The sequence below is a fragment of the Sinorhizobium fredii genome (assembly GCF_002944405.1).
In the GTDB taxonomy this organism is placed as follows: domain Bacteria; phylum Pseudomonadota; class Alphaproteobacteria; order Rhizobiales; family Rhizobiaceae; genus Sinorhizobium; species Sinorhizobium fredii_C.
The window spans coordinates 1,222,429-1,248,430 of record NZ_CP024307.1 but is presented as its reverse complement, the minus strand read 5'-3'; the positions used below and the strand labels follow the sequence as shown (position 1 = coordinate 1,248,430).

At 63.7% G+C, this 26,002-nt stretch carries 25 protein-coding genes; 12 read left to right on the top strand and 13 right to left on the bottom strand.

Annotated elements, in window-relative coordinates; all coding sequences use genetic code 11:
- Positions 1 to 287 precede the first annotated feature (287 nt).
- From fabF to fabD, 4 genes are all read right to left on the bottom strand, one after another.
- Complete coding sequence (gene fabF, locus NXT3_RS06020; RefSeq protein ID WP_097526566.1) at positions 288 to 1,553, bottom strand: beta-ketoacyl-ACP synthase II; 1,266 nt, start codon at positions 1,551 to 1,553, stop codon at positions 288 to 290.
- Between the two features lie 217 nt (positions 1,554 to 1,770).
- Positions 1,771 to 2,007 (bottom strand): acyl carrier protein, encoded by a 237-nt coding sequence (locus NXT3_RS06015; protein WP_003531676.1) that lies wholly within the window; start codon positions 2,005 to 2,007, stop codon positions 1,771 to 1,773.
- A gap of 340 nt (positions 2,008 to 2,347) precedes the next feature.
- Positions 2,348 to 3,085 carry a 3-oxoacyl-[acyl-carrier-protein] reductase gene (gene fabG / locus NXT3_RS06010; protein WP_097526508.1) on the bottom strand — a complete coding sequence of 246 codons (738 nt, stop codon included), beginning with the start codon at positions 3,083 to 3,085 and terminating at the stop codon, positions 2,348 to 2,350.
- A 39-nt stretch (positions 3,086 to 3,124) separates the two neighbouring features.
- A complete protein-coding gene (gene fabD, locus NXT3_RS06005; RefSeq protein WP_097526509.1) occupies positions 3,125 to 4,069 on the bottom strand; it encodes an ACP S-malonyltransferase in 945 nt (314 codons plus the stop codon).
- A 327-nt stretch (positions 4,070 to 4,396) separates the two neighbouring features.
- Between fabD and NXT3_RS06000 the strand changes: the two genes are divergently transcribed.
- Positions 4,397 to 5,440 (top strand): aldo/keto reductase, encoded by a 1,044-nt coding sequence (locus tag NXT3_RS06000; protein WP_104838960.1) that lies wholly within the window; start codon positions 4,397 to 4,399, stop codon positions 5,438 to 5,440.
- A gap of 36 nt (positions 5,441 to 5,476) precedes the next feature.
- On the opposite strand, the gene NXT3_RS05995 is transcribed toward NXT3_RS06000, so the two are convergent.
- Entirely contained in the window at positions 5,477 to 5,809 is a 333-nt protein-coding gene (locus tag NXT3_RS05995; protein WP_097526511.1) for a four-helix bundle copper-binding protein, read from the bottom strand.
- 371 nt (positions 5,810 to 6,180) lie between these two features.
- Between NXT3_RS05995 and rpsF the strand changes: the two genes are divergently transcribed.
- The 5 genes from rpsF (at position 6,181) to NXT3_RS05970 (ending at position 10,482) form a co-directional block, all read left to right on the top strand.
- Positions 6,181 to 6,630 carry a 30S ribosomal protein S6 gene (gene rpsF / locus NXT3_RS05990; protein WP_037379737.1) on the top strand — a complete coding sequence of 150 codons (450 nt, stop codon included), beginning with the start codon at positions 6,181 to 6,183 and terminating at the stop codon, positions 6,628 to 6,630.
- Between the two features lie 24 nt (positions 6,631 to 6,654).
- Entirely contained in the window at positions 6,655 to 6,903 is a 249-nt protein-coding gene (rpsR, locus tag NXT3_RS05985) for a 30S ribosomal protein S18 (RefSeq protein ID WP_012707461.1), read from the top strand.
- Between the two features lie 188 nt (positions 6,904 to 7,091).
- A complete protein-coding gene (locus NXT3_RS05980; protein WP_097526512.1) occupies positions 7,092 to 8,045 on the top strand; it encodes a YybS family protein in 954 nt (317 codons plus the stop codon).
- A 36-nt stretch (positions 8,046 to 8,081) separates the two neighbouring features.
- Positions 8,082 to 8,657, top strand: a complete 576-nt coding sequence (gene rplI, locus NXT3_RS05975; protein WP_097526513.1) for a 50S ribosomal protein L9 — start codon at positions 8,082 to 8,084, stop codon at positions 8,655 to 8,657.
- 325 nt (positions 8,658 to 8,982) lie between these two features.
- Entirely contained in the window at positions 8,983 to 10,482 is a 1,500-nt protein-coding gene (locus NXT3_RS05970) for a replicative DNA helicase (RefSeq protein WP_037413841.1), read from the top strand.
- 196 nt (positions 10,483 to 10,678) lie between these two features.
- Here the strand turns inward: NXT3_RS05970 and NXT3_RS05965 are convergent, their stop codons facing one another.
- The 3 genes from NXT3_RS05965 to NXT3_RS05955 form a co-directional block, all read right to left on the bottom strand.
- Entirely contained in the window at positions 10,679 to 10,984 is a 306-nt protein-coding gene (locus NXT3_RS05965; RefSeq protein WP_097539383.1) for a branched-chain amino acid transport AzlD family protein, read from the bottom strand.
- Positions 10,981 to 11,634: an AzlC family ABC transporter permease gene (locus tag NXT3_RS05960; RefSeq protein ID WP_104839945.1), complete on the bottom strand. Its 654-nt coding sequence runs from the start codon at positions 11,632 to 11,634 to the stop codon at positions 10,981 to 10,983. The genes NXT3_RS05965 and NXT3_RS05960 overlap by 4 nt, the downstream gene beginning before the upstream one ends.
- A gap of 118 nt (positions 11,635 to 11,752) precedes the next feature.
- The gene (locus tag NXT3_RS05955) at positions 11,753 to 12,610 is read right to left on the bottom strand and encodes an AraC family transcriptional regulator (RefSeq protein WP_037413835.1); all 858 of its coding nucleotides are present in this window, start codon (positions 12,608 to 12,610) and stop codon (positions 11,753 to 11,755) included.
- A 142-nt stretch (positions 12,611 to 12,752) separates the two neighbouring features.
- On the opposite strand from NXT3_RS05955, the gene alr reads away from it, so the two are divergent.
- From alr to NXT3_RS05930, 5 genes are all read left to right on the top strand, one after another.
- Positions 12,753 to 13,892, top strand: coding sequence for an alanine racemase (gene alr / locus NXT3_RS05950; RefSeq protein WP_104838959.1), 1,140 nt, complete (start codon positions 12,753 to 12,755; stop codon positions 13,890 to 13,892).
- 134 nt (positions 13,893 to 14,026) lie between these two features.
- Positions 14,027 to 15,430, top strand: a complete 1,404-nt coding sequence (gene radA, locus NXT3_RS05945) for a DNA repair protein RadA (protein ID WP_104838958.1) — start codon at positions 14,027 to 14,029, stop codon at positions 15,428 to 15,430.
- A gap of 141 nt (positions 15,431 to 15,571) precedes the next feature.
- Positions 15,572 to 16,171 carry a CvpA family protein gene (locus NXT3_RS05940; RefSeq protein ID WP_037413830.1) on the top strand — a complete coding sequence of 200 codons (600 nt, stop codon included), beginning with the start codon at positions 15,572 to 15,574 and terminating at the stop codon, positions 16,169 to 16,171.
- A gap of 146 nt (positions 16,172 to 16,317) precedes the next feature.
- Positions 16,318 to 17,808, top strand: a complete 1,491-nt coding sequence (gene purF, locus NXT3_RS05935; protein WP_104838957.1) for an amidophosphoribosyltransferase — start codon at positions 16,318 to 16,320, stop codon at positions 17,806 to 17,808.
- 12 nt (positions 17,809 to 17,820) lie between these two features.
- Entirely contained in the window at positions 17,821 to 18,561 is a 741-nt protein-coding gene (locus NXT3_RS05930) for an SDR family NAD(P)-dependent oxidoreductase (RefSeq protein ID WP_037413827.1), read from the top strand.
- Between the two features lie 76 nt (positions 18,562 to 18,637).
- Here the strand turns inward: NXT3_RS05930 and NXT3_RS05925 are convergent, their stop codons facing one another.
- The 4 genes from NXT3_RS05925 to NXT3_RS05910 all read right to left on the bottom strand — a co-directional run bounded on the left by NXT3_RS05925 (position 18,638) and on the right by NXT3_RS05910 (position 24,127).
- Complete coding sequence (locus tag NXT3_RS05925) at positions 18,638 to 19,501, bottom strand: CDP-alcohol phosphatidyltransferase family protein (RefSeq protein ID WP_037413825.1); 864 nt, start codon at positions 19,499 to 19,501, stop codon at positions 18,638 to 18,640.
- A gap of 9 nt (positions 19,502 to 19,510) precedes the next feature.
- A complete protein-coding gene (locus NXT3_RS05920) occupies positions 19,511 to 20,209 on the bottom strand; it encodes a phosphatidylserine decarboxylase (protein WP_104838956.1) in 699 nt (232 codons plus the stop codon).
- 107 nt (positions 20,210 to 20,316) lie between these two features.
- A complete protein-coding gene (locus tag NXT3_RS05915; RefSeq protein ID WP_104838955.1) occupies positions 20,317 to 22,209 on the bottom strand; it encodes an ABCB family ABC transporter ATP-binding protein/permease in 1,893 nt (630 codons plus the stop codon).
- Between the two features lie 205 nt (positions 22,210 to 22,414).
- A complete protein-coding gene (locus NXT3_RS05910) occupies positions 22,415 to 24,127 on the bottom strand; it encodes a LysM peptidoglycan-binding domain-containing protein (protein WP_104838954.1) in 1,713 nt (570 codons plus the stop codon).
- A 243-nt stretch (positions 24,128 to 24,370) separates the two neighbouring features.
- On the opposite strand from NXT3_RS05910, the gene NXT3_RS05905 reads away from it, so the two are divergent.
- Positions 24,371 to 24,988, top strand: coding sequence for an LOG family protein (locus tag NXT3_RS05905; RefSeq protein WP_037413812.1), 618 nt, complete (start codon positions 24,371 to 24,373; stop codon positions 24,986 to 24,988).
- Between the two features lies 1 nt (position 24,989).
- On the opposite strand, the gene rarD is transcribed toward NXT3_RS05905, so the two are convergent.
- Positions 24,990 to 25,928 (bottom strand): EamA family transporter RarD, encoded by a 939-nt coding sequence (rarD, locus tag NXT3_RS05900; protein WP_037413811.1) that lies wholly within the window; start codon positions 25,926 to 25,928, stop codon positions 24,990 to 24,992.
- Positions 25,929 to 26,002: the final 74 nt, after the last annotated feature.

Genomic DNA, 26,002 nt, shown 5'->3' with positions numbered 1-26,002 from the left:
GATTTTCCCGAATCCGAAACCCGCAAATTCAATTGAGCTGTCGCCGGCGCGAATTTCGGCTTAGACCGGCGGCAAGCGTAACGTGCACGAATGTGTCAGAGCAATGGATAGTCTACAATGCCGGTTGTGCCTTGCGCGAACATAGCCAAGCGGGGCGACGCCTACACGGCAATTTCCCGCCGACAGCTTGTAGCGAGCATTGCGGCAAAAAGCGGGATAAGGCAACGCACGGGCCAGGAAAGCGCGAGCGGTTTCTCGCTCGCGCTGCCGCAGCCGGTCCGACGGGATCAGTGACCCCGGTAGCGGCGCAGCACCAGCGAAGCATTGGTGCCGCCGAATCCGAAGGAATTCGACAGGGCGACGTTGATTTCCCGCTTGCGGGCAACGTGCGGCACCAGGTCGATCTTCGTCTCGACCGACGGATTGTCGAGATTGAGGGTCGGCGGTGCGATATTGTCGCGAATCGCGAGCGCCGAGAAAATCGCCTCGACCGCGCCCGCAGCCCCGAGCAGATGACCGATCGCCGATTTCGTCGAAGACATCGAGATCTTCGAAGCGCTGTCGCCGACCAGCCGCTCGACCGCGCCGAGTTCGATCGTGTCGGCCATGGTGGATGTGCCGTGCGCGTTGATGTAGTCGACGTCGGCGGCTGTCACGCCGGCGCGCTTCAGCGCCATCTGCATGCAACGGTAGGCGCCGTCGCCGTCTTCCGACGGAGCGGTGATGTGGAATGCGTCACCGGAAAGGCCGTAGCCGACCACCTCCGCGTAGATCTTGGCGCCGCGCGCCTTGGCGTGCTCAAGCTCCTCGAGAATGACGATGCCGGCGCCCTCGCCCATGACGAAGCCGTCGCGATCGGCATCATAGGGACGGGATGCCTTTTCCGGATTGTCGTTGTGCTGTGTCGAGAGCGCCTTGCAGGCGGCAAAGCCGGCGAGCGAAATGCGGCAGATCGGCGATTCTGTGCCGCCCGCCACCATCACGTCGGCGTCGCCGAGCGCGATCAGGCGGCTCGCATCGCCGATCGCGTGCGCGCCGGTCGAACACGCCGTGACAACCGAATGGTTCGGGCCGCGCAGCTTGTGGCGGATGGAGACCTGGCCGGAGGCGAGATTGATCAGGCGGCCGGGGATGAAGAAGGGCGAAAGCCGGCGCGGCCCCTTGTCGCGCAGCGTGTAGCCGCCTTCGACGATGCCTTCGAGGCCGCCGATGCCGGAGCCGATCAGCACGCCGGTGGCAATCTGATCCTCGTCGCTTTCCGGCTTCCAGCCGGCGTCCGCCAGCGCCATGTCGGCGGCGGCCATCGCGTAGACGATGAAGGGGTCGACCTTGCGCTGCTCCTTGGGCTCCATCCAGTCGTCGGCATTGAAGGTGCCGTCGAATCCGTCGCCGAACGGAATGCGGCAGGCGATCTTGGCGGGGAGGTCCTCGACCTCGAATTCGGTCACCTTGCGCGCCGCGTTGCCGCCGGCAAGAAGACGCGACCAGCTAACCTCGGTTCCGCAACCTAAAGGAGATACCATGCCGGTACCGGTGATAACGACACGTCTCATGCCCATGATCCACCCTGAACGTTCCATTCCGGAGCCCGACCGGTACGCGTGCGACGAGCCCGATCCCTGCATCCCTTGCAGCTTCGACGATCAGAGGGAAAGGCGGGAGCGCTTTGCTGATCGCGACCCGCAATCGCGGCGGGCCAGCCCACATCCCCAGGGCTGTACGGGCCGCGGTCCAGCGGCCCGCCGGGCGGCCTTGCGGCCGCAGCGACGATTAGGCCTGGGCCTTTTCGATGAACTTGACGGCGTCGCCGACGGTCAGGATCGAATCCGCCGCGTCGTCCGGAATCTCGACGCCGAATTCTTCTTCGAAGGCCATGACCAGTTCGACGGTGTCGAGCGAGTCCGCGCCGAGGTCGTCGATGAAGCTTGCGCCTTCGCTTACTTTTTCGGCATCGACGCCAAGATGATCAATAACAATTTTCTTCACGCGTTCTGCGATATCGCTCATGTCGGAGTTCCTCGACCTTCGTTTTCTCTGCGGCGCCATTGTTGGCGCCGGTACTCGTTCACGCCTGATAGACCAAGATGGCCCACCGGGCAATCCATTCAACCGAAAACAGCGGAAAACCCGTGGCAGCAGGGGCTGCCGGACAACCTGGCCGGACCGGTCGACTGCGCACAGTCATGGCCCGATTAACACGGTTTAAGTCTGCCGCAAAGTCCGAAAATGCCCGACATTCGCTTGCTCAACATTGAATTTCAGGCATTTGACATCGATGGGCGATCGCACTGACCGGGCGCCCGGCGGCAGGCAGCAGGCTGCATCACCCGGCCGCCGAAAAAGCAGGTCAGATCATCGCCATGCCGCCGTTGACGTGGATGGTCTGACCGGTGACGTAGCCCGCTTCGTTGGAGGCGAGATAGGCGACGGCGGAAGCGACTTCGGCACCGCTTCCCATCCGGCGCATCGGGATCGCCGCCATGATGCCTTCCTTCTGCTTGTCGTTCAGCTTGCCGGTCATCGCGCTCTCGATGAAGCCCGGCGCCACGCAATTGACCGTGACGTTGCGGGTGGCGATCTCCTGGGCGAGCGACTTGGAGAAGCCGATCATGCCGGCCTTCGACGCGCAGTAGTTGGCCTGACCCGGATTGCCGGTCACGCCGACGACGGAAGTGATGTTGACGATGCGGCCGAACCGCCGGCGCATCATCGGATGCGTCAGCTCGCGGGTCAGCCGGAAGACGGCCGTCAGGTTGACCTCCAGGACATTATCCCAGTCCTCGTCGCTCATGCGGACGAAAAGACCGTCCTTGGTGATGCCGGCATTGTTGACGAGAATGTCCACGCCGCCGAGCTCGGTGTCCGCCTTCTCGCCGAGCGCCTTGACTTCCACGCGATCAGAGAGATTTGCCGGAAAGATCCGGACCCGCTCGCCAAGAGTGTTGGCGAGCGCCTCGAGCTTTTCGACGCGCGTGCCGTGAAGGCCGACAATTGCGCCTTGGGCGTGCAGCACGCGGGCGATTTCCTCGCCGATGCCGCCGGATGCACCGGTGACGAGAGCCTTGCGGCCGGAAAGATCGAACATGGATTTCTCCCTTTTACAATGGGCGCTTGATTGGGGTGCTCAGGCCAGAAGAGCGGCAAGCGCCGCGTCGATATCGGCGGGCGTATTGACGGCAAGGCCGTTGACGGTCTTGTCGATCCGCCGGGCAAGGCCGGTCAGCACCTTGCCCGAGCCGATCTCGTAGAGTGTCGTCACATCATTGGCGGCGAACCATTGCACCGTCTCGCGCCAGCGCACCTGACCGGTCACCTGCTCGACCAGCAGCCGGGCAATCTCGCCGGCATCGCTGACTGGAGCGGCCAGCACATTGGTGACGACCGGCACGAGCGGATCGCGCTTCTCGACAGTGGAAAGGGCATCGCGCATCGCGTCGGCGGCCGGCGCCATCAGGGCGGAATGGAAGGGTGCGGAGACCGGCAGCATCAGGGCGCGCTTTGCGCCTTTTTCAGAGGCGAGCGCGGCCGCCTTTTCCACCGCCTGCTTCTCGCCCGAGATCACCAGCTGCCCGCCGCCATTGTCATTGGCGATCTGGCAAGCACCGAGTGACAACGCCTCGCGACAGACCGCTTCGACATCCTCGTTTTCCAGGCCGATGATCGCAGCCATCGCGCCCCTGCCGACCGGGACGGCCGCCTGCATCGCATTGCCGCGGATGCGCAGGAGGCGCGCCGTATCGGCAAGCGAAAAGGTTCCGACGGCACAGAGCGCCGAATATTCGCCGAGCGAATGACCTGCAACGAAGGAAACCTTGTTTCTGAAATCGAGGCCTTTCGACTCGAGCACCCGGATGACTGCCATGGAGACGGCCATCAGCGCCGGCTGCGCATTCGCCGTCAGCGTCAGGGTTTCCTCGGGACCGTTCCACATGGTGTCGGAAAGCTTTTCACCGAGCGCGTCGTCGACCTCGGCGAAGACGGCTGCGGCCTCCGGAAAGGCTTCGGCCAATTCCTTGCCCATGCCTACGGCCTGGCTGCCCTGACCGGGGAACGTGAATGCAATGCTCATCAGGAGTGCCCTTCCCTGGATTTCGACGGGCGATCGTGTCGGGCCCGTCGCAATCTGCTTTCTCGGTGTGAGTGGAACGCGGGCGCCGGCGTCACAGTGTCCTCACCCCACCGTTTTCCTCTCCATTCACATTCCTGAACGGCGAGTCAAGCGCGCCGCCCTCTCGTTGCCGGCTTTTGCCCTTGATCTTCGTCAAGCAAGGCTTAAGTTTGCCCGCATCGCCGCACCGGCTCGATATCCTCCAGGTTGCGGCATCACCCTATTCGAGGGCAGCGCGCCTTTCTCCTCCCGCCGGCGCGCATCCGCCAGCACAAGGAACGTGATTACATGCGCTACAATACGCTTGGCCGCACCGGCATCAAGGTTTCCGAAATCTGCCTCGGCACCATGACCTGGGGCTCGCAGAACAAGCCGATCGAAGCCCACGGGCAGCTCGACTATGCCGTCGAACGGGGCGTCAACTTCATCGACACCGCCGAACTTTATCCGACAACGCCGCTTTCGGCGGAAACCTACGGCAATACCGAGCGCATCATCGGCGACTGGCTGGCAGCCCGGCGCCGGCGCGATGACGTGGTGCTTGCCACGAAGGTCGCCGGTTCCGGCCGTCCTTATATCCGCAACGGCGGCCCGATGACGCCGGAGGGCATCGACGAAGCACTCGACGCCAGCCTCAAGCGGCTGAAGACCGACTATGTCGATCTCTACCAGCTGCACTGGCCCAATCGCGGCCACTACCACTTCCGCAATGCCTGGTCGTACGACCCGTCGCGGCAGGACAAGGAGCATGTCGCCGCCGATCTGAAGGCCATTCTCGACAAGCTCGGCGATCTGGTGAAGGCCGGCAAGATCCGCGCCATCGGGCTTTCCAACGACACCGCCTGGGGCACGATGAAGATGCTCCACCTCTCCGAGAAACACGGTCTGCCGCGAGTCGCCAGCATCCAAAACGAGTACAACCTGCTTTACCGCCCCTTCGACCTCGACCTCGCCGAACTCTCGCATCATGAAGACGTCGGGCTGCTTGCCTATTCGCCGCTCGCAGCCGGTTTGCTGACGGGCAAATATCTCGACGGGGCAAGACCCGCCGGCTCGCGCCTGTCGATCAACGGCGACCTCGGGGGCCGCTTCACGCCGCACCAGGAGCCGGCGGTCGCCGCCTATGTGGCGCTGGCGCGCGAGCATGGCCTCGATCCGGCGCAGATGGCGCTTGCCTTTTGCCTGACGCGCCCCTTCATGGCATCCGTCATCATCGGCGCAACATCGATCCCGCAGCTCAAGACCGCCATCGGCGCCGCCGACGCGACGCTGTCGCAGGATGTGCTGAATGGAATTCGCCGTCTCCACCGGCTCTATCCGGCGCCGATCTGAGCGACGCCGTCTCCTCCATTCCAGGCGACCGGGACGTCAGGCGGCCATCTGACGGCAGCTTTCGGCGCAGCGCTGGCAGGCATCGACGCATTCGGCCATGTCGCCGATGCGCTCGCAGTCGGCCGCGCATTCGCTGCAGATCTCCGCACATTCGCCGCAGACATGCCGGTGATGGGGCGTTCCGATCAACATGAAATGTGCCGAGGTCCGGCATATCTCGGCGCAGGCCATCATCAGCCGGAAATGATCGGGCTCCGTGTGCTTGCCGCCCGCCTCGAGACAATGGCTCATTGCCGTCGAAAGACAGGCACGGTAGCAGGCTAGGCAATTTTCGATGCACTCCTGCATCTTCGGATCGATATGGTGCATTGTCGTCTCCTGCAGTTTACGACTGCCGGGCCAACAGGGAAGTAGGCCGAATGTTCCGCAACTTGGCGCTGCGGGGATCCCTTACCATTTCGACGCGACGCAGGATCTTCCGATCGCGCCTTGCATTTCGGCTGAAAATCCGTATAAGCGCGCTGTTCGAAACGCCCGGTCTTCTGGCTGGTGGCTGAACGGAGGGCCGGCTTCCATCCCGGAGGCCGCCAGGAACGACAAGCTGTTCCGGCCTCCCGTGTCTCCGCTCTCGACCGTCTCGATACAACACTTTCTTGCCGGCTCGTTCGAGCCCATAAGAACAGTCGTTGAGGCTTAGCCGCCGAGGTCCGGGCTGATTAACGCAAGAAAGGCAAGCCACAATGGCTCTTTATGAACACGTATTCCTCGCTCGGCAGGACATCACGCCGCAGCAGGTCGACGCCCTCGTTGAGCAGTACAAGGGCGTCATCGAATCGAACGGCGGCAAGGTCGGCCGAGTCGAGAACTGGGGCCTGAAGTCCCTCACCTACCGCATCAAGAAGAACCGCAAGGCTCACTACGTCCTCATGGACATCGATGCTCCGGCACCGGCAGTCCACGAAGTCGAGCGCCAGATGCGCATCAATGAAGACGTCCTGCGCTACATGACGATCGCCGTCGAGAAGCACGAGGAAGGCCCGTCCGCGATGATGCAGAAGCGCGACCGCGACGATCGTCCGCGCCGCGACGGCGACCGTCCGGACCGTGGTGGATTCGGTGACCGTGGTCCGCGTCCGGACCGTGGCGATCGCGAAGACCGTCCGCGCCGCCCGCGCGAAGACCGCGCGTAACCCGAAGCCTAGGAGATAAAGACAATGGCTGAAGTTTCTTCCGCTCCGGTACGCCGCCCGTTCCACCGTCGCCGCAAGACCTGCCCCTTCTCGGGCGCAAACGCTCCGCGGATCGACTACAAGGACGTTCGCCTCCTGCAGCGCTACATTTCCGAGCGCGGCAAGATCGTTCCTTCCCGCATCACGGCCGTTTCCCAGAAGAAGCAGCGCGAACTCGCCCAGGCGATCAAGCGCGCACGCTTCCTCGGCCTGCTGCCCTACGTCGTGTCGTAGGGATCTCTCTCCGTTGGTCGCCTGACTCAACGGTAACCGACTCTGCGTCGAGGCGCTTCCTTCGGGTGAGCGCCTCGACGCCTCCCTTCCGCGGTGGGCGCGGATCGGAACCGGCGCGGAATGCGCCAAATCCCATGTTGGGGCAGCCAAAGGCGCCCCTAACTGCGTTTGAAGCAGGACAGCGAACGTTGAAGAACTGGAACAGGACATCGCTGATCACCGGCGCGCTTGCCGGCGTTACCGCCGCCCTTCTGTCGATGGGCGCGAACACGCAGTCGTCCCTGGCGATCGTTCTCTATGCCGCTTCCGCACTGCCGATTCTGATTGCCGGCCTCGGCTGGGGCAATGCCGCAGCGCTCACCGCGATCGGCGTGGCCGGAGCAACGGCGGCAAGTCTGGTCTCGCCCTATTTCGCGTTGCTCATCCTCGTCGTCACGCTCGTTCCGGCCGGCTGGCTCAGCCATCTTGCCAGTCTGGCGCGGCCTGCCTCCGAACTCGGCGGCCCCGAGGGCGCTCTTGCCTGGTATCCGCTTTCCGACATCCTCGGCCACCTCGCCGGGCTCGTCACCCTCGGCATGATCATCGTCGCCACGATCATCGGATATGATTCCAGCGTCTCGGAATTGATGGTGGACATGCTCGTCGAGGCGGTCAAGGCCCAGGAACCGCTCTACAATCCCGACGCGGCCACGATTGCCCAGCTCAAGTCGATGTTCACGCTGGCGCTGCCGTTGGTGCAGGGGGCGCTCTGGGTGGTCATGCTGTTTGCCGCCTATTACGTCGCCACCCGGATCGTCCAGATGTCGGGAAAGTCCCTGCGGCCGCGCGAAGACATTCCCTCTTCGCTCAGGATGCACCGCAACGCCATCTTCGTCTTCCTCGGCGGCCTGATCCTTACGTTTCTCGGCGGCGCGCCGGCGGCGATCGGCGCCCTCGTCTGCGGCACGTTCGGGGCGGGCTTTCTGCTCTCGGGCTTCGCCTCCTTCCATTTCCGCACGCGCGGCAGGTCCTGGCGGCTTCCCGTGCTGTGGATCGCCTATCTGTCGGTGCTCGTCTTCACGATCCCGGCGGTCTTCTTCCTCCTGTCCGGATTGACCGACACGCGACGCACCATCGCGGTCACGCCGACGGGGAAAAGCTAACCAACGAACAATGCCAACTTTGAAAGGAACCTCGACATGGAAGTCATTCTCCTCGAACGCATCGCCAAGCTCGGCCAGATGGGCGAAACCGTGAAGGTTCGCGACGGCTTTGCACGCAACTACCTGCTGCCGCTTGGCAAGGCCCTGCGCGCCAACGCCGCCAACAAGGCCCGCTTCGAATCCGAGCGCGCAACGCTCGAAGCCCGCAACCTCGAGCGCAAGTCGGAAGCCCAGAAGGTCGCCGACAAGCTTGACGGCAAGTCTTTCGTGATCGTGCGCTCCGCCGGCGAAACCGGCCAGCTCTACGGCTCAGTCGCCGCTCGCGACATCGTCGATGTGCTGGCCGCCGAAGGCTTCAACATCAACCGCAACCAGGTTAACCTCAACCAGCCGATCAAGTCGATCGGCGTTCACAAGGTAACGCTGCACCTGCACGCGGAAGTCGACGTCGTCGTCGAAGTCAACGTTGCCCGTTCGGCCGAAGAAGCCGAGCGTCAGGCCAAGGGCGAGAGCCTGACCTCCGTCGACGCCATCTACGGCGTCGACGAAGACGCCCTGAAGCCGGAAGACTTCTTCAACCCGGAAGCCGAATTCGCGGGCGAAGAAGAATAAGCATCAGCTTCAGAGCTCAACGACAGGCCCGGATCTCCCGATCCGGGCCTTTCTTTTGCCGTCACGAACAGCGCGCGAAGGCGATTGCGAACGACGGGGGAAGACGAATCAGATAGATTTGCGGCCGACCTCCGCCATTGTGCAAATGCCCGGCGTGGCATGTTTCGGGTCCACCGCGCCCCCTGTGAATCAGTGTGAACAACCGCCAAAAACCAAAGGCGGACACGCAAGCTCCAGCACTGTTGCACAGCTACACTAGACGTGGCGGAAGGGAGGAAGCAAATCGATTGGCACACGGGATAATAGAGGCGGATACGGATCTCCCATGAACGACGCAGCGCGAAAGCTCGCTCCCTTGCCCAAGGATCAGGCGGACCAGCATTACCGCGAAGCGCCGAACAATCTGGAAGCCGAGCAGGCGCTGCTTGGCGCGATCCTGGTCAACAACGACGCCTTCTATCGCGTGTCGGACTTTCTCAAGCCCGTGCATCTCTACGAGCCCCTGCATCGCAAGATCTTCGAGGTCGCCGGCGAGATCATCCGCATGGGCAAGACCGCCAACCCGGTGACGGTCAAGACCTTCCTCAAGGCCGACGAGAAGGTCGGCGACCTGACTGTCGCGCAATATCTTGCTCGCCTCGCGGCCGAAGCCGTGTCGATCATCAACGCCGAGGATTACGGCCGGGCAATCTACGACCTGGCGCTCCGCCGCTCGCTGATCACCATCGGCGAGGACATGGTCAACATCGCCTATGATGCGCCGCTCGACATGCCGCCGCAGAGCCAGATCGAGGACGCCGAACGGCGCCTCTTCGAACTCGCGGAGACCGGCCGCTACGACGGCGGCTTCCAATCCTTCAACGACGCCGTGGCGCTCGCCATCGACATGGCGGGCCAGGCCTTCGAACGCGACGGGCACCTCTCCGGCATCTCCACTGGCATCCATTCGCTCGACGGCAAGATGGGCGGTCTGCAGCGCTCGGACCTGATCATCCTCGCCGGTCGCCCTGGCATGGGCAAGACGTCGCTTGCCACCAACATCGCCTATAACATTGCCGCGTCTTATGAACCGGAAGTGCAGCCGGACGGCTCCTTCAAGGCGAAAAACGGCGGCGTCGTCGGCTTCTACTCGCTTGAAATGTCGTCCGAACAGCTTGCGACCCGCATCATCTCGGAACAGACCGAAGTGTCGTCCTCGAAGATCCGCCGCGGCGATATCTCCGAAGCCGATTTCGAAAAACTCGTCGCCTGCTCGCAGATGATGCAGAAGGTGCCGCTCTATATCGACCAGACCGGCGGCATCTCGATCGCCCAGCTGGCGGCCCGCGCACGCCGCCTGAAGCGCCAGCGCGGCCTCGACGTGCTCGTGGTCGACTACGTCCAGCTGATGACCGGCTCGAAGAAGTCTGGCGAAAATCGGGTGCAGGAGATCACCGAAATCACCACCGGCCTCAAGGCGCTCGGCAAGGAACTCAACGTACCGATCATCGCTCTGTCACAGCTGTCGCGTGCGGTGGAAAGCCGCGAGGACAAGCGCCCGCAACTCTCCGACCTGCGTGAATCCGGCTCGATCGAGCAGGACGCCGACGTCGTGCTCTTCGTGTTTCGCGAGGAATACTATGTGAAGAACATGGAGCCGCGCGACGAACTCGACCCGAAATACGAAGAGTGGAAAATGCAGATGGAGCGGGTGAAGGGCACGGCCGACGTGATCATCGCCAAGCAGCGCCACGGGCCGACCGGCACCGTCAAGCTCGCCTTCCAGTCGGAATTCACCCGCTTCTCGGACCTCGCCGACTCATCGTTCACGCAATACGAGCATTGAACGTATTGGCCCCTCATCCCGCTGCCGCGACCTTCTCCCCGCACGCGGGGAGAAGGGGCAAGAGGCACCGCTTAGCCTCCCCCTCCTGCAAGGCGGAGCAAAGTCTGAGAGGGCGCCGCGAGTCTCCTTCGCCCCGCCTGCGGGGAGAAGGTGGCCGGCAGGCCGGATGAGGGGAAAATCCCGAAAACGTTCGCTCTCACGCCCCGATCAGCGCTCTTGCGACCGCTACGACGAAGACGCCAATCGCGACGGCCGCAAGCAGCGGCAGTCGCGTGGCGGCGAGTGCCGTCGCAAGCGTTGCCAGCGTCTCGGCCGGCCCGGTCACGAGCGCCGTCGGGGCGATGACCGCCATGAGCACGGCGGGAGGAATCGCCTCCAGGGCGCGCTTCTGCTGCGGGCCGATCGCGACGAAGCGAATGACGAGAAGACCGGCAATGCGTGTCAGCACCGTAGCTGCAGCCATCGCCACGATGGCGAGGAGCGTATTGGGATCGAGCGTCATGCGCAGGCCTCCCGGTGTCTGGCGGTGAGGAGCGTTGCGGCAACGCCTGCGGCGGCACTGGCCGCGATGTACCAGACGCCGGGCAGGAATTGGTGGGCAAGGACCGCCGCCGCCGCACTGGCGAAGAGCACCGCGCCGGTGTCCCGCCCCTTCCAGAAGCCAATCACCAGAACCGTAAATACGGCCGGGAACGCGAAATCCAGGCCGATCGCCTTCGGGTCGCCGAGGAAGGCGCCAGCGGCGGCGCCAGCGAGGCTCGTTAGAACCCAGACGCAATAGAACGGCACGGCAAGGCCCGCATACCAGGCGGGCGTCAGCCGCGTCTGGCCGGCGCGGACCTCGGCCATGGCCCAGATTTCATCGGCGAGCAGCAACATCGCGGCATATCTTGCCGGGCCGGAAAACGCCGGCATCTTCGTGCCGATCGAAGCGCTCATCAGCACGTGACGGATATTGACGAGCAGCGCCGAAAAGGCGAGCGCGCCCCAGGAGGCCGGATGCGTCCAGATGTCCATGGCGACGAATTGCGACCCGCCGGCAAAGACGAAGGCGCTCATCAGCGTCGCTTCAAGGCTGCTCAGGCCCTTGCTTGCGGCAACGGCGCCAAACACCAGGCCGATCGGCATCACCGCTACCGTCAGCGGCGCCATCGCCCTCATGCCGCCAAGAAACTGAGACATCCCTGCCCTTCTCACGTCCGTTATCTCCACCTTGTTTTGCGGAGAGTTCATAGAACGGACAGCGAGGGCCGGTCTTGAACGAAAGTGATCAGCCGGCGCGGAAGGCCCCCGGCGTCACGCCGGTGCGCGCCTTGAAGTGGCGGGTAAAATGCGCCTGGTCCGCAAAGCCGCAATGATAGGCCGTATCGGCCGGCGACCAACCCCGACGCAGAAGCGTCCTTGCCTCGCGCACCCGCTTGTCGGTCAGGAAGGCATGCGGTGTGATGTGGAACTCCTTGCGAAAGGCCCGGATCAGATGGGCGCGGCTGAGGCCGGCGACGTTCGCAAGCTCGTCGAGGCCGATGTCGCTCGCATAATTCTCGAGAAGATAGTCGCGGGCGCGGTGTACCGCGGAACTCTCGCGCGTGCGGACCGGAACGATGATGGCGCTGCCGTGCCGCTCGAACAGCGTCGCCAGAAATCCAAACATGCCCTCGTCCGCCTCGAGCGCCCCCGTCTTTCCCTCCAGCACCTGATGCGCACGGCGGAAGGCGGCTGCAAGCTCGAGGTCCGTCAGCCACTGCCGCGAAAAGCACGGCGTGCCACGGAACGGACGGCCGGTGATATCTTCGAGAATTTCGACGAACAGCTCCACGGACGGGTATATCATCCTGTAGCGATAGCCGTCATTGCCCGGATGCCCGTCATGGGTTTCGTCGGGATTGATCAGGTAGAGGTCTCCCGGCCCTGTCTGCGAACGCTCGCCTTTGATGGTGCTGATCTGCGAACCCGCTTCGATGGCACCAATGCTGAACGTGTCATGCGCATGCGGCGCGAACTCGTGGGTGATGAATGTCGCGCTCAGGCATTCCATGCCCTTGAACCGCGCATCCCGCCAGAAACGGGTGTGCTCGGCTCCCTTGAGCGGCATGGCCTCGATGGCCTCTTCCTGGGAAATCGTATGCATCGGCCGATCCTAACGGTGCCGAGATTTTTCGTCTTGCACAAAAGTGCTCAGCTTTCGCGAGGTCGGCAGTCAGGCCGAAGAGGTTTGCGGCACCGGGCGCTTGGATGTATTGCTCACATATCGCCCATGCAAGAGTTCTCCCATGCACAGCCCCGAATTCCTCGCTGCCTCGAACCGGCTCACCATCGATCTGACGGCGCTCGCCGACAATTGGCGGGCGATGAACGAGCGGTCGGGCAAGGCCCGTGCCGCCGCCGTGCTCAAGGCCAATGCCTATGGAATCGGCGTCGCGCATGCGGCCCCGACGCTCTACGCTGCCGGCGCCCGCGATTTCTTCGTCGCGGATGCCGAGGAAGGTGCCGAACTCCGCCCGCTCCTGCCGGACGCCCGAATCTATATTCTCGCCGGCATGTGGCCCGGCAACGAGGAGCTGTTCTTCGCCAATGACCTCGTGCCGATCATCAACTCGGAGGAGCAGCTTGCCGTGTTCATGGCGGCGCTTTCCGATCGGGGCGACCATCCTTGCGTCCTCCATGTCGATACCGGCATGAACCGGCTCGGCCTATCGGTCGAGGAGGCCCTAGCGCTCGCCCATGATCCAGCGCGCCCGGCGAGTTTCTCGCCCGTGCTGGTGATGAGCCATCTTGCCTGCGGCGATGATCCGAGGCATCCGATGAACCTCTATCAGCTGCAGCGTTTTCGAGAGGTGACGGCGGCCTTTGAAGGCGTGCCCGCCAGCCTTGCAAATTCCGGCGGCGTTTTCCTCGGCGAAGACTACCATTTCGACCTCACGCGTCCGGGCATTGCGGTCTATGGCGGCGAAGCGGTCAACGATGCCGTCAACCCGATGAAGCCAGTCGTCACCGCGGAAGCGCGCATCCTGCAACTGCGCACCGTCCCCTCGGGCGGAACGGCAAGCTACGGCGCCTCGGCGCGCTTTATGCGTGACAGCCGGATCGCGACCGTCGCGATCGGCTATGCGGATGGCTACCACCGCTCCGTTTCCGGAGGCGGGGTCACGATGAGGCAGGCGATGCCGTCGGGTGCCTGCGGGTTCCTGCATGGCAGGAAGGTTCCGCATGTCGGACGTGTCACGATGGATCTCAGCCTGTTCGATGTCACCGACCTGCCGGAACGGGCGGTGCGTGCCGGCGACTATATCGAGCTTTTCGGCCGGAACGTCGCCATCGACGACGTTGCGCGGGCCGGCGGTACGATCGGCTACGAGTTGCTGACGAGCCTCGGACACCGCTATTGCCGGACCTATGTCGGCGGTGCCTGATCGTCGTTTCAGGCGGCGTCGAAAATCACCCTTTCAATCCGCATTTCGCGTCATTATGTGACCGCTCGAAGTGATTCTCCCGAGGCGGAGACGGACCGCCCCTTCCTCTTGCAACTTTCCGAAAGCTGATCCCGATGGCGAAAACCCGCACCCAGTTCGTCTGCCAGAATTGCGGCACCGTGCACTCCCGATGGGTCGGCAAGTGCGACGGATGCGGCGAGTGGAATACCATCGTCGAGGAAGACCCGATGGGAGGCATCGGCGGCGGTCCGATGCGCGCCCCCAAGAAGGGACGGCCGGTGGCGTTGACGACGCTTTCCGGCGACATCGAGGACGCGCCGCGCATCAAGACCGGCATATCCGAGCTCGACCGCGTTACCGGCGGCGGCTTCGTGCGCGGATCGGCGCTGCTCGTCGGGGGCGACCCGGGCATCGGCAAATCGACCGTGCTGATGCAGGCGGCGGCAGCGCTTTCGCGCCGCAAGCATCGGGTGATCTATGTCTCGGGCGAGGAGGCGGTCGCCCAGGTACGTCTGCGGGCCCAGCGGCTCGGTGCCGCAGACAGCGACGTGCTGCTCGCCGCCGAGACCAATGTCGAAGACATCCTAGCGACGCTTGCCGAGGGCAAGCGCCCGGATCTCGTCATCATCGATTCGATCCAGACGCTTTGGAGCGATACCGTCGATTCCGCCCCCGGAACGGTGACGCAGGTGCGCACCGGCGTTCAGGCGATGATCCGCTTCGCCAAGCAGACGGGGACGGCGGTCGTGCTCGTCGGCCATGTCACCAAGGAAGGGCAGATCGCCGGACCGCGGGTCGTCGAGCACATGGTCGATGCCGTGCTCTATTTCGAGGGCGACCGCGGCCACCACTATCGTATCCTCCGGACGGTGAAGAACCGTTTCGGTCCGACCGACGAGATCGGCGTCTTCGAAATGTCCGACCAAGGCCTGCGGGAAGTCGCCAACCCGTCCGAGCTTTTCCTCGGCGAACGCAACGAGAAATCGCCCGGTGCCGCGGTTTTTGCCGGTATGGAAGGAACCCGGCCCCTCCTCGTCGAGGTGCAGGCGCTGGTAGCACCGACCTCGCTCGGCACGCCGCGACGGGCGGTCGTCGGCTGGGACTCGGCGCGGCTCTCCATGATCCTCGCGGTCCTGGAGGCCCATTGCGGCGTCCGCCTCGGGCAGCACGACGTCTACTTGAACGTCGCCGGAGGATACCGGATTTCCGAGCCGGCAGCCGATCTTGCCGTCGCTTCCGCACTGGTTTCGTCACTCGCCGGGCTTGCTCTTCCAGCCGATTGCGTCTATTTCGGCGAAGTCAGCTTGTCGGGCGCAGTCCGGCCGGTTTCGCATACCGCTCAACGTCTCAAGGAAGCCGAGAAGCTCGGTTTCTCCCAGGCCGTACTGCCGTCTGCAACAGCCGACCTGCCGAGGAGCGGCAATGGCCGCTGGAGCGAGATGGAAACCCTGCCGGACCTGGTTGCGCGCATCGCCGGATCGCGGCGCGCCCTGCAACAGGCGGACGAGGCGGAGTGAAGGATCGGCGCCGACGAAACGCGCTTCTGGCGCGGCGCCGTCGACAAGCGGTGGAAAGATGATCCGGGCGCGGGCGGACGGGGCCTGCGGCGGATAAGCTTGGTAGGACCCGAGTGATGACGGGGTCGGAGTAAGGACAACATGCCCATTACAATTCTCGACGGTATCGTTCTCGGCGTCGCACTGTTTTCGGCGATCCTCGCCATGGTGCGCGGCTTCTCGCGCGAGGTCCTTTCGGTCGCGAGCTGGGTCGGTGCGGCGGCGGCGGCCTATTTCCTCTATCCGTACCTCCTGCCCTATGCCAAGCAATACACCACCAATGACACGGTCGCGATGATCGGCTCGGCCGCGGTGATCTTCCTGGTGGCGCTGATCATCATTTCCTTCATCACCATGCGGATCGCCGACTTCATCATCGACAGCCGCATCGGCGCGCTCGACCGGACCCTCGGCTTCCTCTTCGGTGCGGCGCGCGGCATCCTGCTCGTCGTCGTCGCCATGCTGTTCTTCAATTGGCTGGTTGCGCCGCCGCAGCAGCCGATCTGGGTCACCCAGGCGAAGTCGAAGCCGCTGCTCGACAATCTCGGCAATAAGCTGGTCGCGCTGCTGCCGGAAGAGGCGGATGCCACGATTCTCGACCGCCTGCGTGGCAAGGACACGACGGGCGAAGGCGAAAGCGATGCGCCGCCGGCCGCCACCGAACAGTCGCCCGCCGAGGAAGCGCCGGCGACGAACGGCTAAGGGGAAACGAGAAAATTTGCAACAAAGCCCGCTGTGCGGGCTTTGTCCATTTGGAATAACGCTTGCCAGGCATTTCGGCTAAGATCGCTTGACGTCTGGCAGCCTGATCACGATATGCGCACCGGCACGGAGCAAAGGCGACTGCGATGACCGATCTCAGATCCAGTGAAATCCACGACGAACTCGATGGCGATACGCTGCATGAGGAATGCGGCGTGTTCGGCATTCTCGGACATCCGGATGCAGCCACCCTGACGGCACTTGGTCTGCATGCGCTCCAGCATCGCGGCCAGGAAGCCGCCGGTATCGTCACCTTCGACGGCAAGCAGTTCTATACCGAAAAGCGCATGGGCCTCGTCGGAGACCACTATACCGACCCGGCCACGCTGGCGAAGCTGCCGGGCTATATCTCCATCGGCCATACGCGCTACTCGACAACCGGCGAAGTGGCGCTGCGCAACGTCCAGCCGCTCTTTGCCGAACTCGAAGTCGGCGGCATCGCCATCGCCCATAACGGCAACTTCACCAATGGCCTGACGCTGCGGCGCCAGCTGATTGCCGACGGCGCCATCTGTCAGTCGACCTCGGACACCGAAGTCGTCCTTCACTTGATCGCCCGCTCGAAGCAGACCTCTTCCTCCGATCGTTTCATCGACGCCATTCGCCAGATGGAGGGCGGCTACTCGATGCTGGCGATGACGCGCACCAAGCTGATCGCGGCGCGCGACCCGATCGGCATCCGGCCGCTCGTCATGGGCGAACTCGACGGCAAGCCGATCTTCTGTTCGGAAACCTGTGCGCTCGACATCATCGGCGCCAAATACATCCGCGACATCGAAAACGGCGAAGTCGTCATCTGCGAGATCCAGCCGGACGGTTCGATCTCGATCGACGCGCGCAAGCCCGAGGCCCCACGGCCCGAACGTCTCTGCCTCTTCGAATATGTCTATTTCGCTCGTCCGGACTCCGTTGTCGGCGGTCGCAGCGTCTATGTGGCGCGCAAGAACATGGGCGTCAATCTCGCCAAGGAATCGCCCGTCAACGCGGATGTCGTCGTCCCTGTGCCGGATGGCGGCACTCCGGCCGCGCTCGGCTATGCGCAGCAGAGCGGCATTCCCTTCGAATATGGCATCATCCGCAACCACTATGTCGGACGGACCTTCATCGAACCGACGCAGCAGATCCGGGCCTTCGGCGTCAAGCTGAAGCATTCGGCCAATCGCGCCATGATCAAGGGCAAGCGTGTCGTGCTTGTCGACGATTCCATCGTGCGTGGGACGACGTCGGTCAAGATCGTCCAGATGATCCGCGAGGCCGGCGCACGCGAAGTGCATATCCGCGTCGCCAGCCCGATGATCTTCCATCCGGATTTCTACGGCATCGACACGCCCGACCGCGACAAGCTGCTGGCCAACCAGCATGCCGACCTCGCTTCCATGTGCCGCTTCATCGGCGCGGATTCGCTCGAGTTCCTGTCCATCGACGGTCTCTATCATGCCGTCGGCGGCGCCCCGCGCGATCCGCAGGCGCCGCAGTTCACCGACCATTACTTTACCGGCGACTATCCGACCCGCCTGCTCGATCAGGAAGGCGCGAGTAACGTCCGCAAACTTTCGGTTCTTGCCAGCAACGGATAACCAGACAACAACATGACGCTCAATCTGAAAGACCGGATCGCCGTCGTCACCGGCGCATCGCGCGGCATCGGCTATTTCACCGCCCTCGAACTCGCCAAGGCCGGCGCCCATGTCATCGCCTGCGCCCGCACGGTCGGCGGCCTGGAGGAGCTGGACGACGCCATCAAGGCGGTGGGCGGATCGGCGACGCTGGTCCCCTTCGACCTTGCCGACATGGCCGCGATCGACAAGCTCGGCGGCGCCATCAACGAACGCTGGGGCAAGCTCGACATCCTGGTTGCCAATGCCGGCGTGCTCGGCACGATCTCGCCGATCGGCCATGTCGAGGCCAAGGTCTTCGAAAAGGTGATGACGATCAACGTCACCGCCACCTGGCGGCTGATCCGCTCACTCGAGCCCCTGCTCGTCAAATCGGATGCCGGTCGCGCGCTCATCCTGTCCTCGAGTGCTGCGCACAAGTGCAAGCCCTTTTGGGGCCCCTACTCCGCCTCCAAGGCAGCAGTCGAGGCGCTGGCACGCACCTGGGCCTATGAGACGCAGCGCCTGCCGCTCCGCATCCTCAGCGTCGATCCGGGTGCGACACGCACCGCGATGCGGGCCCAGGCCGTGCCCGGCGAGGATCCCGCAACAGTGCCGCACCCCTCCGAGGTCGCCGCCGCGCTGATGCCCCTCTTCGGACGGGATCAGACCGAAACCGGCAAGCTCTTCATCGTCCGAGAAAAGAAGATCGTCGACTACCGCCTGCCGGAGTAATCGGTTTCTGCGCATGTCCCACAAAAAAGCCACCGCGATGTCTCGCGGTGGCTTTTTCTTAGCAACGCGTTTGTGGTCAGTCGGTGTCCCCTGGCAGGCCATCATTTCCCTGTCCGGCAGGCCAGTCGCCATATTTCCTCTGCCAGGAGCGGGCGCCGAACGGCAGGGTCAGCAAATAGCCGACTGCCGTCACGACCATGGTTTCCCAGGTGTAGGTCATCAGCGTCGCGACGTAGAGGACGACGACCAGAATGGCCGGGAGCACCAGATCACGGCGAACGCGGTTTTCGGACTTGCCGGACCAGACCGGCAGGCGGCTGACCAGCAGGAAGGCGATCAGGACGGTATAGAACGCCGCGATCAAGGCGAAGATCCTGCCGGGCGCCAGCCCCAGGAGACCGATATAGACCGGCAGCAGCACCAGCATGGCGCCGGCCGGAGCCGGCACGCCGACGAAATATTCCGACTGCCAGGCCGCCTTGACGGGGCGCTCGGCCATGACGTTGAAGCGGGCAAGTCTCAAGCCGACCGCAATCGCATAGATCAGCGCCGCGATCCAGCCGACCGAGCGCGCCTGGTCCAGCAGGAAGACGTAAAGCACAAGAGCCGGGGCGACGCCGAAATTGATGATATCGGCGAGCGAATCCATCTGCACTCCGAAGCTCGACGTCGCCTTCAGCAGCCGCGCCACGCGCCCGTCGATGCCATCCAGGAATGCTGCAAGCAGGACCATCGCGACGGCGAGCTCGAAGCGATTTTCGAAGGCCAGGCGGATGCCGGAGAGGCCCGCACAAATCGCCAGGACGGTGATCGTATTCGGCACCATCAGGCGCAGCGGGATTTCCCGCAGCCGCGGGCCACGGGCCTTGTCATGCCCGTCGTTCGTGTCGACCGCCACTTCGGGGATCTCGGCCGTTTCTTCCTGCCGGGGATTTTCCATGTCGGTTCCTCACGCGCGTCGGCTGATGACCGGCCCCTTCGACGAGCCGAATTCGGCGATCACGGTCTCTCCGCCGATAGTTTTCTGACCGAGACTGACGCGCGGCTGCGCGCCTTCCGGCAGGAAGACGTCGAGGCGCGAGCCAAACCGGATGAGGCCAAAGCGTTCGCCGCTTTCCAGCGAGGCATTCTCCGTGGTCCAGCACAGGATGCGCCGCGCCACCAGGCCGGCGATCTGGACGACGCCGACGGCGCCGTGGCTCGTTTCGACGACAAGGCCGTTGCGTTCGTTGTCCAGGCTCGCCTTGTCGAGCTCGGCATTCAGGAAACTTCCGGCCCGATAGGCAATTCGCCTCACCGTACCGCTCATCGGCGCGCGGTTCACGTGGCAGTCGAAGACGTTCATGAACACGGTAATGCGCAGCATCGGCTCGGCGCCGAGACCGAGTTCTTCCGGCGGGACGACGGTGGCGATCGACGATACGCGCCCGTCGGCCGGGCTGATGACGAGATCCTCGTCGATCGGCGTCATGCGCTCCGGATCGCGGAAGAAATAGGCGCACCAGGCGGTCAACAGAAAGCCGATCCACATCAGCGGCTCCCACAGGAAACCAAGGATCAGGGAAACGACGAAGAAGATCGCGATGAAGCGATAACCTTCCTTGTGCACCGGGACCAGCGTGTTGCGGACCGTTTCAACCAAGCTCATCAACTTACTCCAGCTATGACGCGGAACGTGAACTAGCGCGATTTCGCACACCCGGCAACGGCGAACGGCAAACCGCGGTTGCTTCACCGCCACCGAAGCGACCCTGCTCAAGCCGCCGGCGCGCCGCGGTCGACGATGCCGAGATCGTCTCGCTCGCGCACTCGCTTCAACTGCTCCTCCGCCTGCGTAGCCTCGCGCTGACGGCTCCACATCGAGGCATAGAGGCCGTCACGGTCGATCAATTCGCCGTGCGTGCCCCGTTCGGCGATGACGCCGTCCTTGAGCACGATGATCTCGTCGGCGTTGATGACTGTCGACAGGCGATGGGCGATCACCAGCGTGGTGCGATTGCGCGACACGATATCGAGGGCCGCCTGGATTTCCTGCTCCGTCTTGGTGTCGAGGGCGGAGGTCGCCTCGTCGAGGATCAGGATCGGCGGCGCCTTGAGGATCGTCCGCGCGATCGCGACGCGCTGCTTCTCGCCGCCCGAAAGCTTCAGCCCGCGCTCGCCGACCATCGCCCGGTAGCCTTCCGGCAAGCCGCGGATGAAACCGGCGATCTGCGCCGCTTCGGCCGCCGCCTCGACTTCGGCATCCGAGGCCGCCACTCGGCCGTAGCGAATGTTGTAGGCGATCGTGTCGTTGAAGAGCACCGTATCCTGCGGAACCATGCCGATCGCCGTGCGCAGGCTTTTCTGGGTGACCTCTCGCACATCCTGGCCGTCGACGGTGATCGACCCCCGCTGAACGTCGTAGAAGCGATAGAGCAGCCGCGACAAAGTGGACTTGCCGGCCCCGGACGGACCGACGACCGCCACCGTCTTGCCGGCGGGCACCTCGAAGGAAATTCCCTTGAGAATGGGACGGGCCGGATCATAGGCGAAATGCACGTCCTTGAAGGCGATTGCGCCGCGCCCGATCGCGAGCTCCTTCGCATCCGGCCGATCGACCACTTCCGCTTCAACGTCGAGGAGATCGAACATGTGTTCGATGTCCGTCAGTCCCTGGCGGATTTCGCGATAGACGAAGCCGATGAAGTTCAGCGGAATGGCAAGCTGGATCAGCATCGCATTGATGAAGACGAAGTCGCCGACGGTCTGCTCGCCGTTTCTCACGGCAAGCGCCGAGATCGTCATCATCACGGCCGTGCCGGCCCCGAAAATAACGGCCTGGCCGAAGTTCAGCCAGCCGAGGGAGGTCCAGACCTGGGTGGCGGCGCGTTCGTAGCGCTCCATCGACTTGTCGAAACGCTTCGCCTCCATGTCTTCATTGCCGAAATATTTGACCGTTTCGAAATTGAGCAGCGAATCGATCGCCTTGGTGTTGGCCTCGGTGTCGCTGTCGTTCATCGACCGGCGAATGGCGATACGCCAGTCGCTGGCGCGCACGGTGAACCAGATATACAACCAGACGGTGACGGCGGTGACGACGAGATAGCTGAAGCCGTAGCCCCACCAGAAGATCACTGCGGTCAGCAGAAATTCGATCAATGTCGGAACGCTGTTCAGGATCGTGAAGCGAACGATCGTCTCGATGCCCTTGGTGCCGCGCTCGATGATGCGCGACAGCCCGCCGGTGCGCCGCTCCAGATGGAAGCGCAGCGACAGCTGATGCATATGAACGAAGGTTCTGTAAGCCAGCTGCCGAACGGCGTGCTGGCCGACACTTGCAAAAAGGGCATCACGCAATTGGTTGAGGCCGGATTGCAGCAGGCGCGCCAGATTGTAGGCGAGCACCAGCATGACGGCGCCGGTCAGGAATTGCGGCAGGAAGCCGAGCGCATCAGGCTTGTTGTTCAGCGCATCGGTCGCCCACTTGAAGAAATAGGGAACGAGTACGAGGACAATCTTGGCGGCGACGAGAATGATCGTCGCCCAGACAACGCGCAACTTGAGATCGGGACGGTCGGCCGGCCACATATAAGGCCAGAGATTGGCGATCGTAGCCAATGGATTGGCGGCATCGGCGGAAACCGTCTTCTTCTGGCGCGTAGGTGTCAAATGTATCTGCTTCCGATGCTTCCGGATCGCGGCGATGCCGAATGCGCGCGATCCCCGACGTGAACCGAAGGGCCAGGATACCGCGCGAGCTCGTCCGCGACCCTGACCGATCAATGAAAAGCGGCGTCCTTGAAGACGCCGCCTTCCTTACAGATAGGTCCACCCCCGCACGATCGCAATGGAACTGCGGTTGGAAGACGGATTATTATTCGCGCCTCACGCGCTTGCGATGGATCTCGCGCGACTCGTCGTCGGAGAGCGCCTCATTGGGCACCCCGAACACCTGTCCGGGGCGGATCAGATCGGGATTGTCGATCTGTTCGCGGTTGGCGAGATAGATCGTCGTGTAGCGAACCCCCGCGCCATAGACGCGGCGCGAAATCTGCCAGAGCGTGTCGCCGCGGCGGATGATCACCGATTCCTTGCTTTCCTTGAGCGGCGGCTGCTCGATCGTCGCGGGCTGCGCCTCAGCCGGTGAGGACGCGGCGACCTGCTCGCTGGCCGGCGGAGTTGCGGCCTTCGCCGCGCTCTCGGGCTTCGCCGGCTCCACCGCGTCACTCGCCGCCGCCTGGGGCTTGGCGGCAGCCACGAGTCCGGTCCCAGCCGCCCGTTGCGGCAGGGCAGGTCCGATGACGCCCTCGACCTTGCCAAGCGTCGCGACGATGCCTGCCGGGTCCTGCGGCGAGTTGCGCAGAAGCTTCAGGGCCTCGGCGGCTGCCTTCGAAGCCTCGGCCGCCGCCGCTGTCTGGGCCGCGTCCGCACTGTCGGCCGGCTTGAATTCGGAGAGCGACTTCAGCGCAAATTCGGTGGCCGAACGAGCAGCGGCGAGTTGCTCGGCGGAGGGCTGCTTGCCATCGGCGAAGAGCCCCTTCAGCAGGGTGAGCGCCTTGCCTGCCTCCGTCCTCAGGCCATCGAGACCTGGGGCGGCGTGTTCCGAGGAGGAACCGGCGATCGCGGCAACCTGCGTGCCGGACGGCCTGTCGAAGGGGACCGAGGCGCGCATCGCCACCTTGGTGGCGTCCTCGCTCATCATATCCGCACGGATGATGTGACTGCCGACGGCGAGATCGACCAAACCGTCGACGACGAAATGCCCCTTGTCATCTGCCTTCATCTCGCCGACGAGCGTGTCGTCGGCGTAGATGCGTACCAGCGCTCCGGGCTTCGCGTTGCCGGCAACGAACATCTTCCTGCCCTCGATCTCCACGGCCGTCACCTGCAGCCCCGGCACGGTATTGGAAGGGGCCGGCGTCGCCGGCACCGCCTCCGTCGCGCCGTTCTGCGTGGCGGGCGCGGCGGCAGTCTCGGTCGGCTTGGCTTCGGCCGTCGGCGTGGTGATCAGCCGGCTCGCCTCACCCGGTTTCGATACCATCGCCAGCAACTGTCCGCCCGGCTCCTTCGGCACGGAAACGGTTGCAACCTCTTCCGAGATCTTGCTGGCGCCGCCTGTGCCGACGCTTCGAAGCGTCAACTGGTGGTCACCTGCAGCGAGCGGATTATCGAAGACTGCGGCGAAATCCCCGGCGGCGTTGACATCGGCCGTACCGACAACGGTGTTGCCGCTCAGAATTTCGAGCTTCGTGCCCGGCTGGGCGCGGCCCGCGACGACGGTCGACCCGTCGGGCTCAACACGGAGAAGATCGAAGCCCGGAACGGTCAAATCGGCAGCACCGGGAGCAGTGCCGCCGGCGGTGGCGGCCACCTGTTCCTTGGTCGCGTCTCGTGCCGCGCCCGGGGCGCCGTCAATCTTGGCGGCGGGCGCAACCCCTGCGATCTCCGTTCCGGTAGCCGCCGGTAGCGCGGCCTGATCCTTGTCATCGTCGTTCAAATCGAGGTTCGGTTGGACCACGAAAACCATCAAGGCGGTCGCAATCGCCAGCACACCGAGGGCCACCCAGCTGGCCTTGTTCTTGATCATGCCACTCTCCACGGGAGCGGAGCGCTGCTCCGCACATGCCCCTTCGTCGACTTACGAAGCGCAAGCCATTGACATATTATAGCGCAACGGCGGGCGCACGTCCGAATTCTTCAATGTAATGCTGAAATTGCTAACGTTTCCTGTAGTTAAGCACAAGCTTCGACTGCGCCCGCGAGAAACTGCGCGAAAAGTTTTCGCGCATTTTTCTTGACCGGTGCTGCGCTGCAATGTCTTTTTGCCCCCATGAGCAACCAGCCTACCCCGATTCGATCCGTCTGCGTCTATTGCGGTTCGCAGCCTGGACGCGATCCCGCACATATCGAGGCGGGGCGCCTTCTTGGCAAATCGATTGCCGATCACGGCCTGCAGCTCGTCTATGGCGGCGGCACGCGCGGCATCATGGGTGCCGTGGCGAGCGGCGTACTTTCGGCCGGGGGTCACGTCACCGGCATCATTCCCGAGTTCCTGATGGACAAGGAGGCGACTCGCCACTCGCTCGGCCAGCTCAACGAGCTGATCGTCACCGGGGACATGCACGAGCGCAAGCACACGATGTTCGAGCGCGCCGACGCCTTCATAGCGCTGCCCGGCGGCATCGGCACGCTCGAGGAGATCGTCGAGATCATGACCTGGGCACAGCTCGGCCGCCACCGCAAGCCGATGGTGTTCGGCAATATCAACGGCTTCTGGGCGCCGATGCTCGAACTGCTGACGCACATGCGCGAGCAGGGCTTCGTCCACACGGCCCACCTGGTTCAGCCGCTGGTGATCGATCGGGTCGCAGACATCGTGCCCGGCATCCTGGCCACCGCCGCCGCGAACGGTCGCGAGGGGGAAAGCGAGATCATCTCCAGACTCTGAGCTATTCCGCCGGGGTCGGCTGTGCGGCGCGACGCGCCCTGCTTTCGGCCAGCATCGCTCCCGAATAGATGAAGAGGGCCGCCCAGATCAGCGCAAAGGCGATGATCTTCGCAACGCCGAAGGGTTCGTGGAACACGAAGACGGCGATCACGAAGATCATCGTCGGGGCGATATATTGCATGATGCCGATGGTCGAGAGCCTGAGGAGCTTGGCACCATTGGCATAGATCATCAGGGGCACGGCGGTGACCAGACCGCAGGACAGCAAGAGGACGACGTCGGCCATGGTCGTATCGCCGAAATGCCCCTGCCCTGTCGCCTCGAGCCAGATGATGTAGCCGACCGCCGGGATGCTGAGCAGCAGCACTTCGAGGAAGAAGCCCTGGTTCGGTCCGATTGGCAGCGTCTTGCGGAAGAAGGCGTAGAAGCCCCAGGAGATGCAGAGTCCGATCGACACCCAGGGCAGGCCGCCGGCGTCGAAGGCGAGCACGGCGACCGCAAGCGCGGCGAGCCCGATCGCCACCATCTGCGCCGGATTCGGACGTTCCTTGAGCAGCAGCGCACCAAGGAAAATCGAAAACAGCGGGTTGATGTAATAGCCGAGTGCCGTCTCGATCGCCCGGCCGGCACCGATCGCCCAGACATAGATGCCCCAGTTGACGGTGATGAGGGCGGCCGTCAGCGTCGCCATTTTGAGCATGCGCGGCGAGCGTAGCGCAGTTTTGATCTCCTGCGTGCGGCCAAGCCACAGAAGCACGAGGCCGGCGAGCGGCACCGACCAGACGATGCGGTGGGCGACGACTTCGGGCGCAGGGATGTGCGCTACCGCCTTCATGAAGAAGGGAAGAAAACCCCAGAGCAGATAGGCCGTCAGCGCGAAGGCGAAGCCTCTCGCGGAATCGGTATTCTCGGCGGGCTGCTTCGCATTCGGCTCTGCCATGATCCTGATCCTGAAAACTCGACCGGAGCAATGCGACTCCGGTGCCAATCGACGACCAAGCAACAGCGGAGATC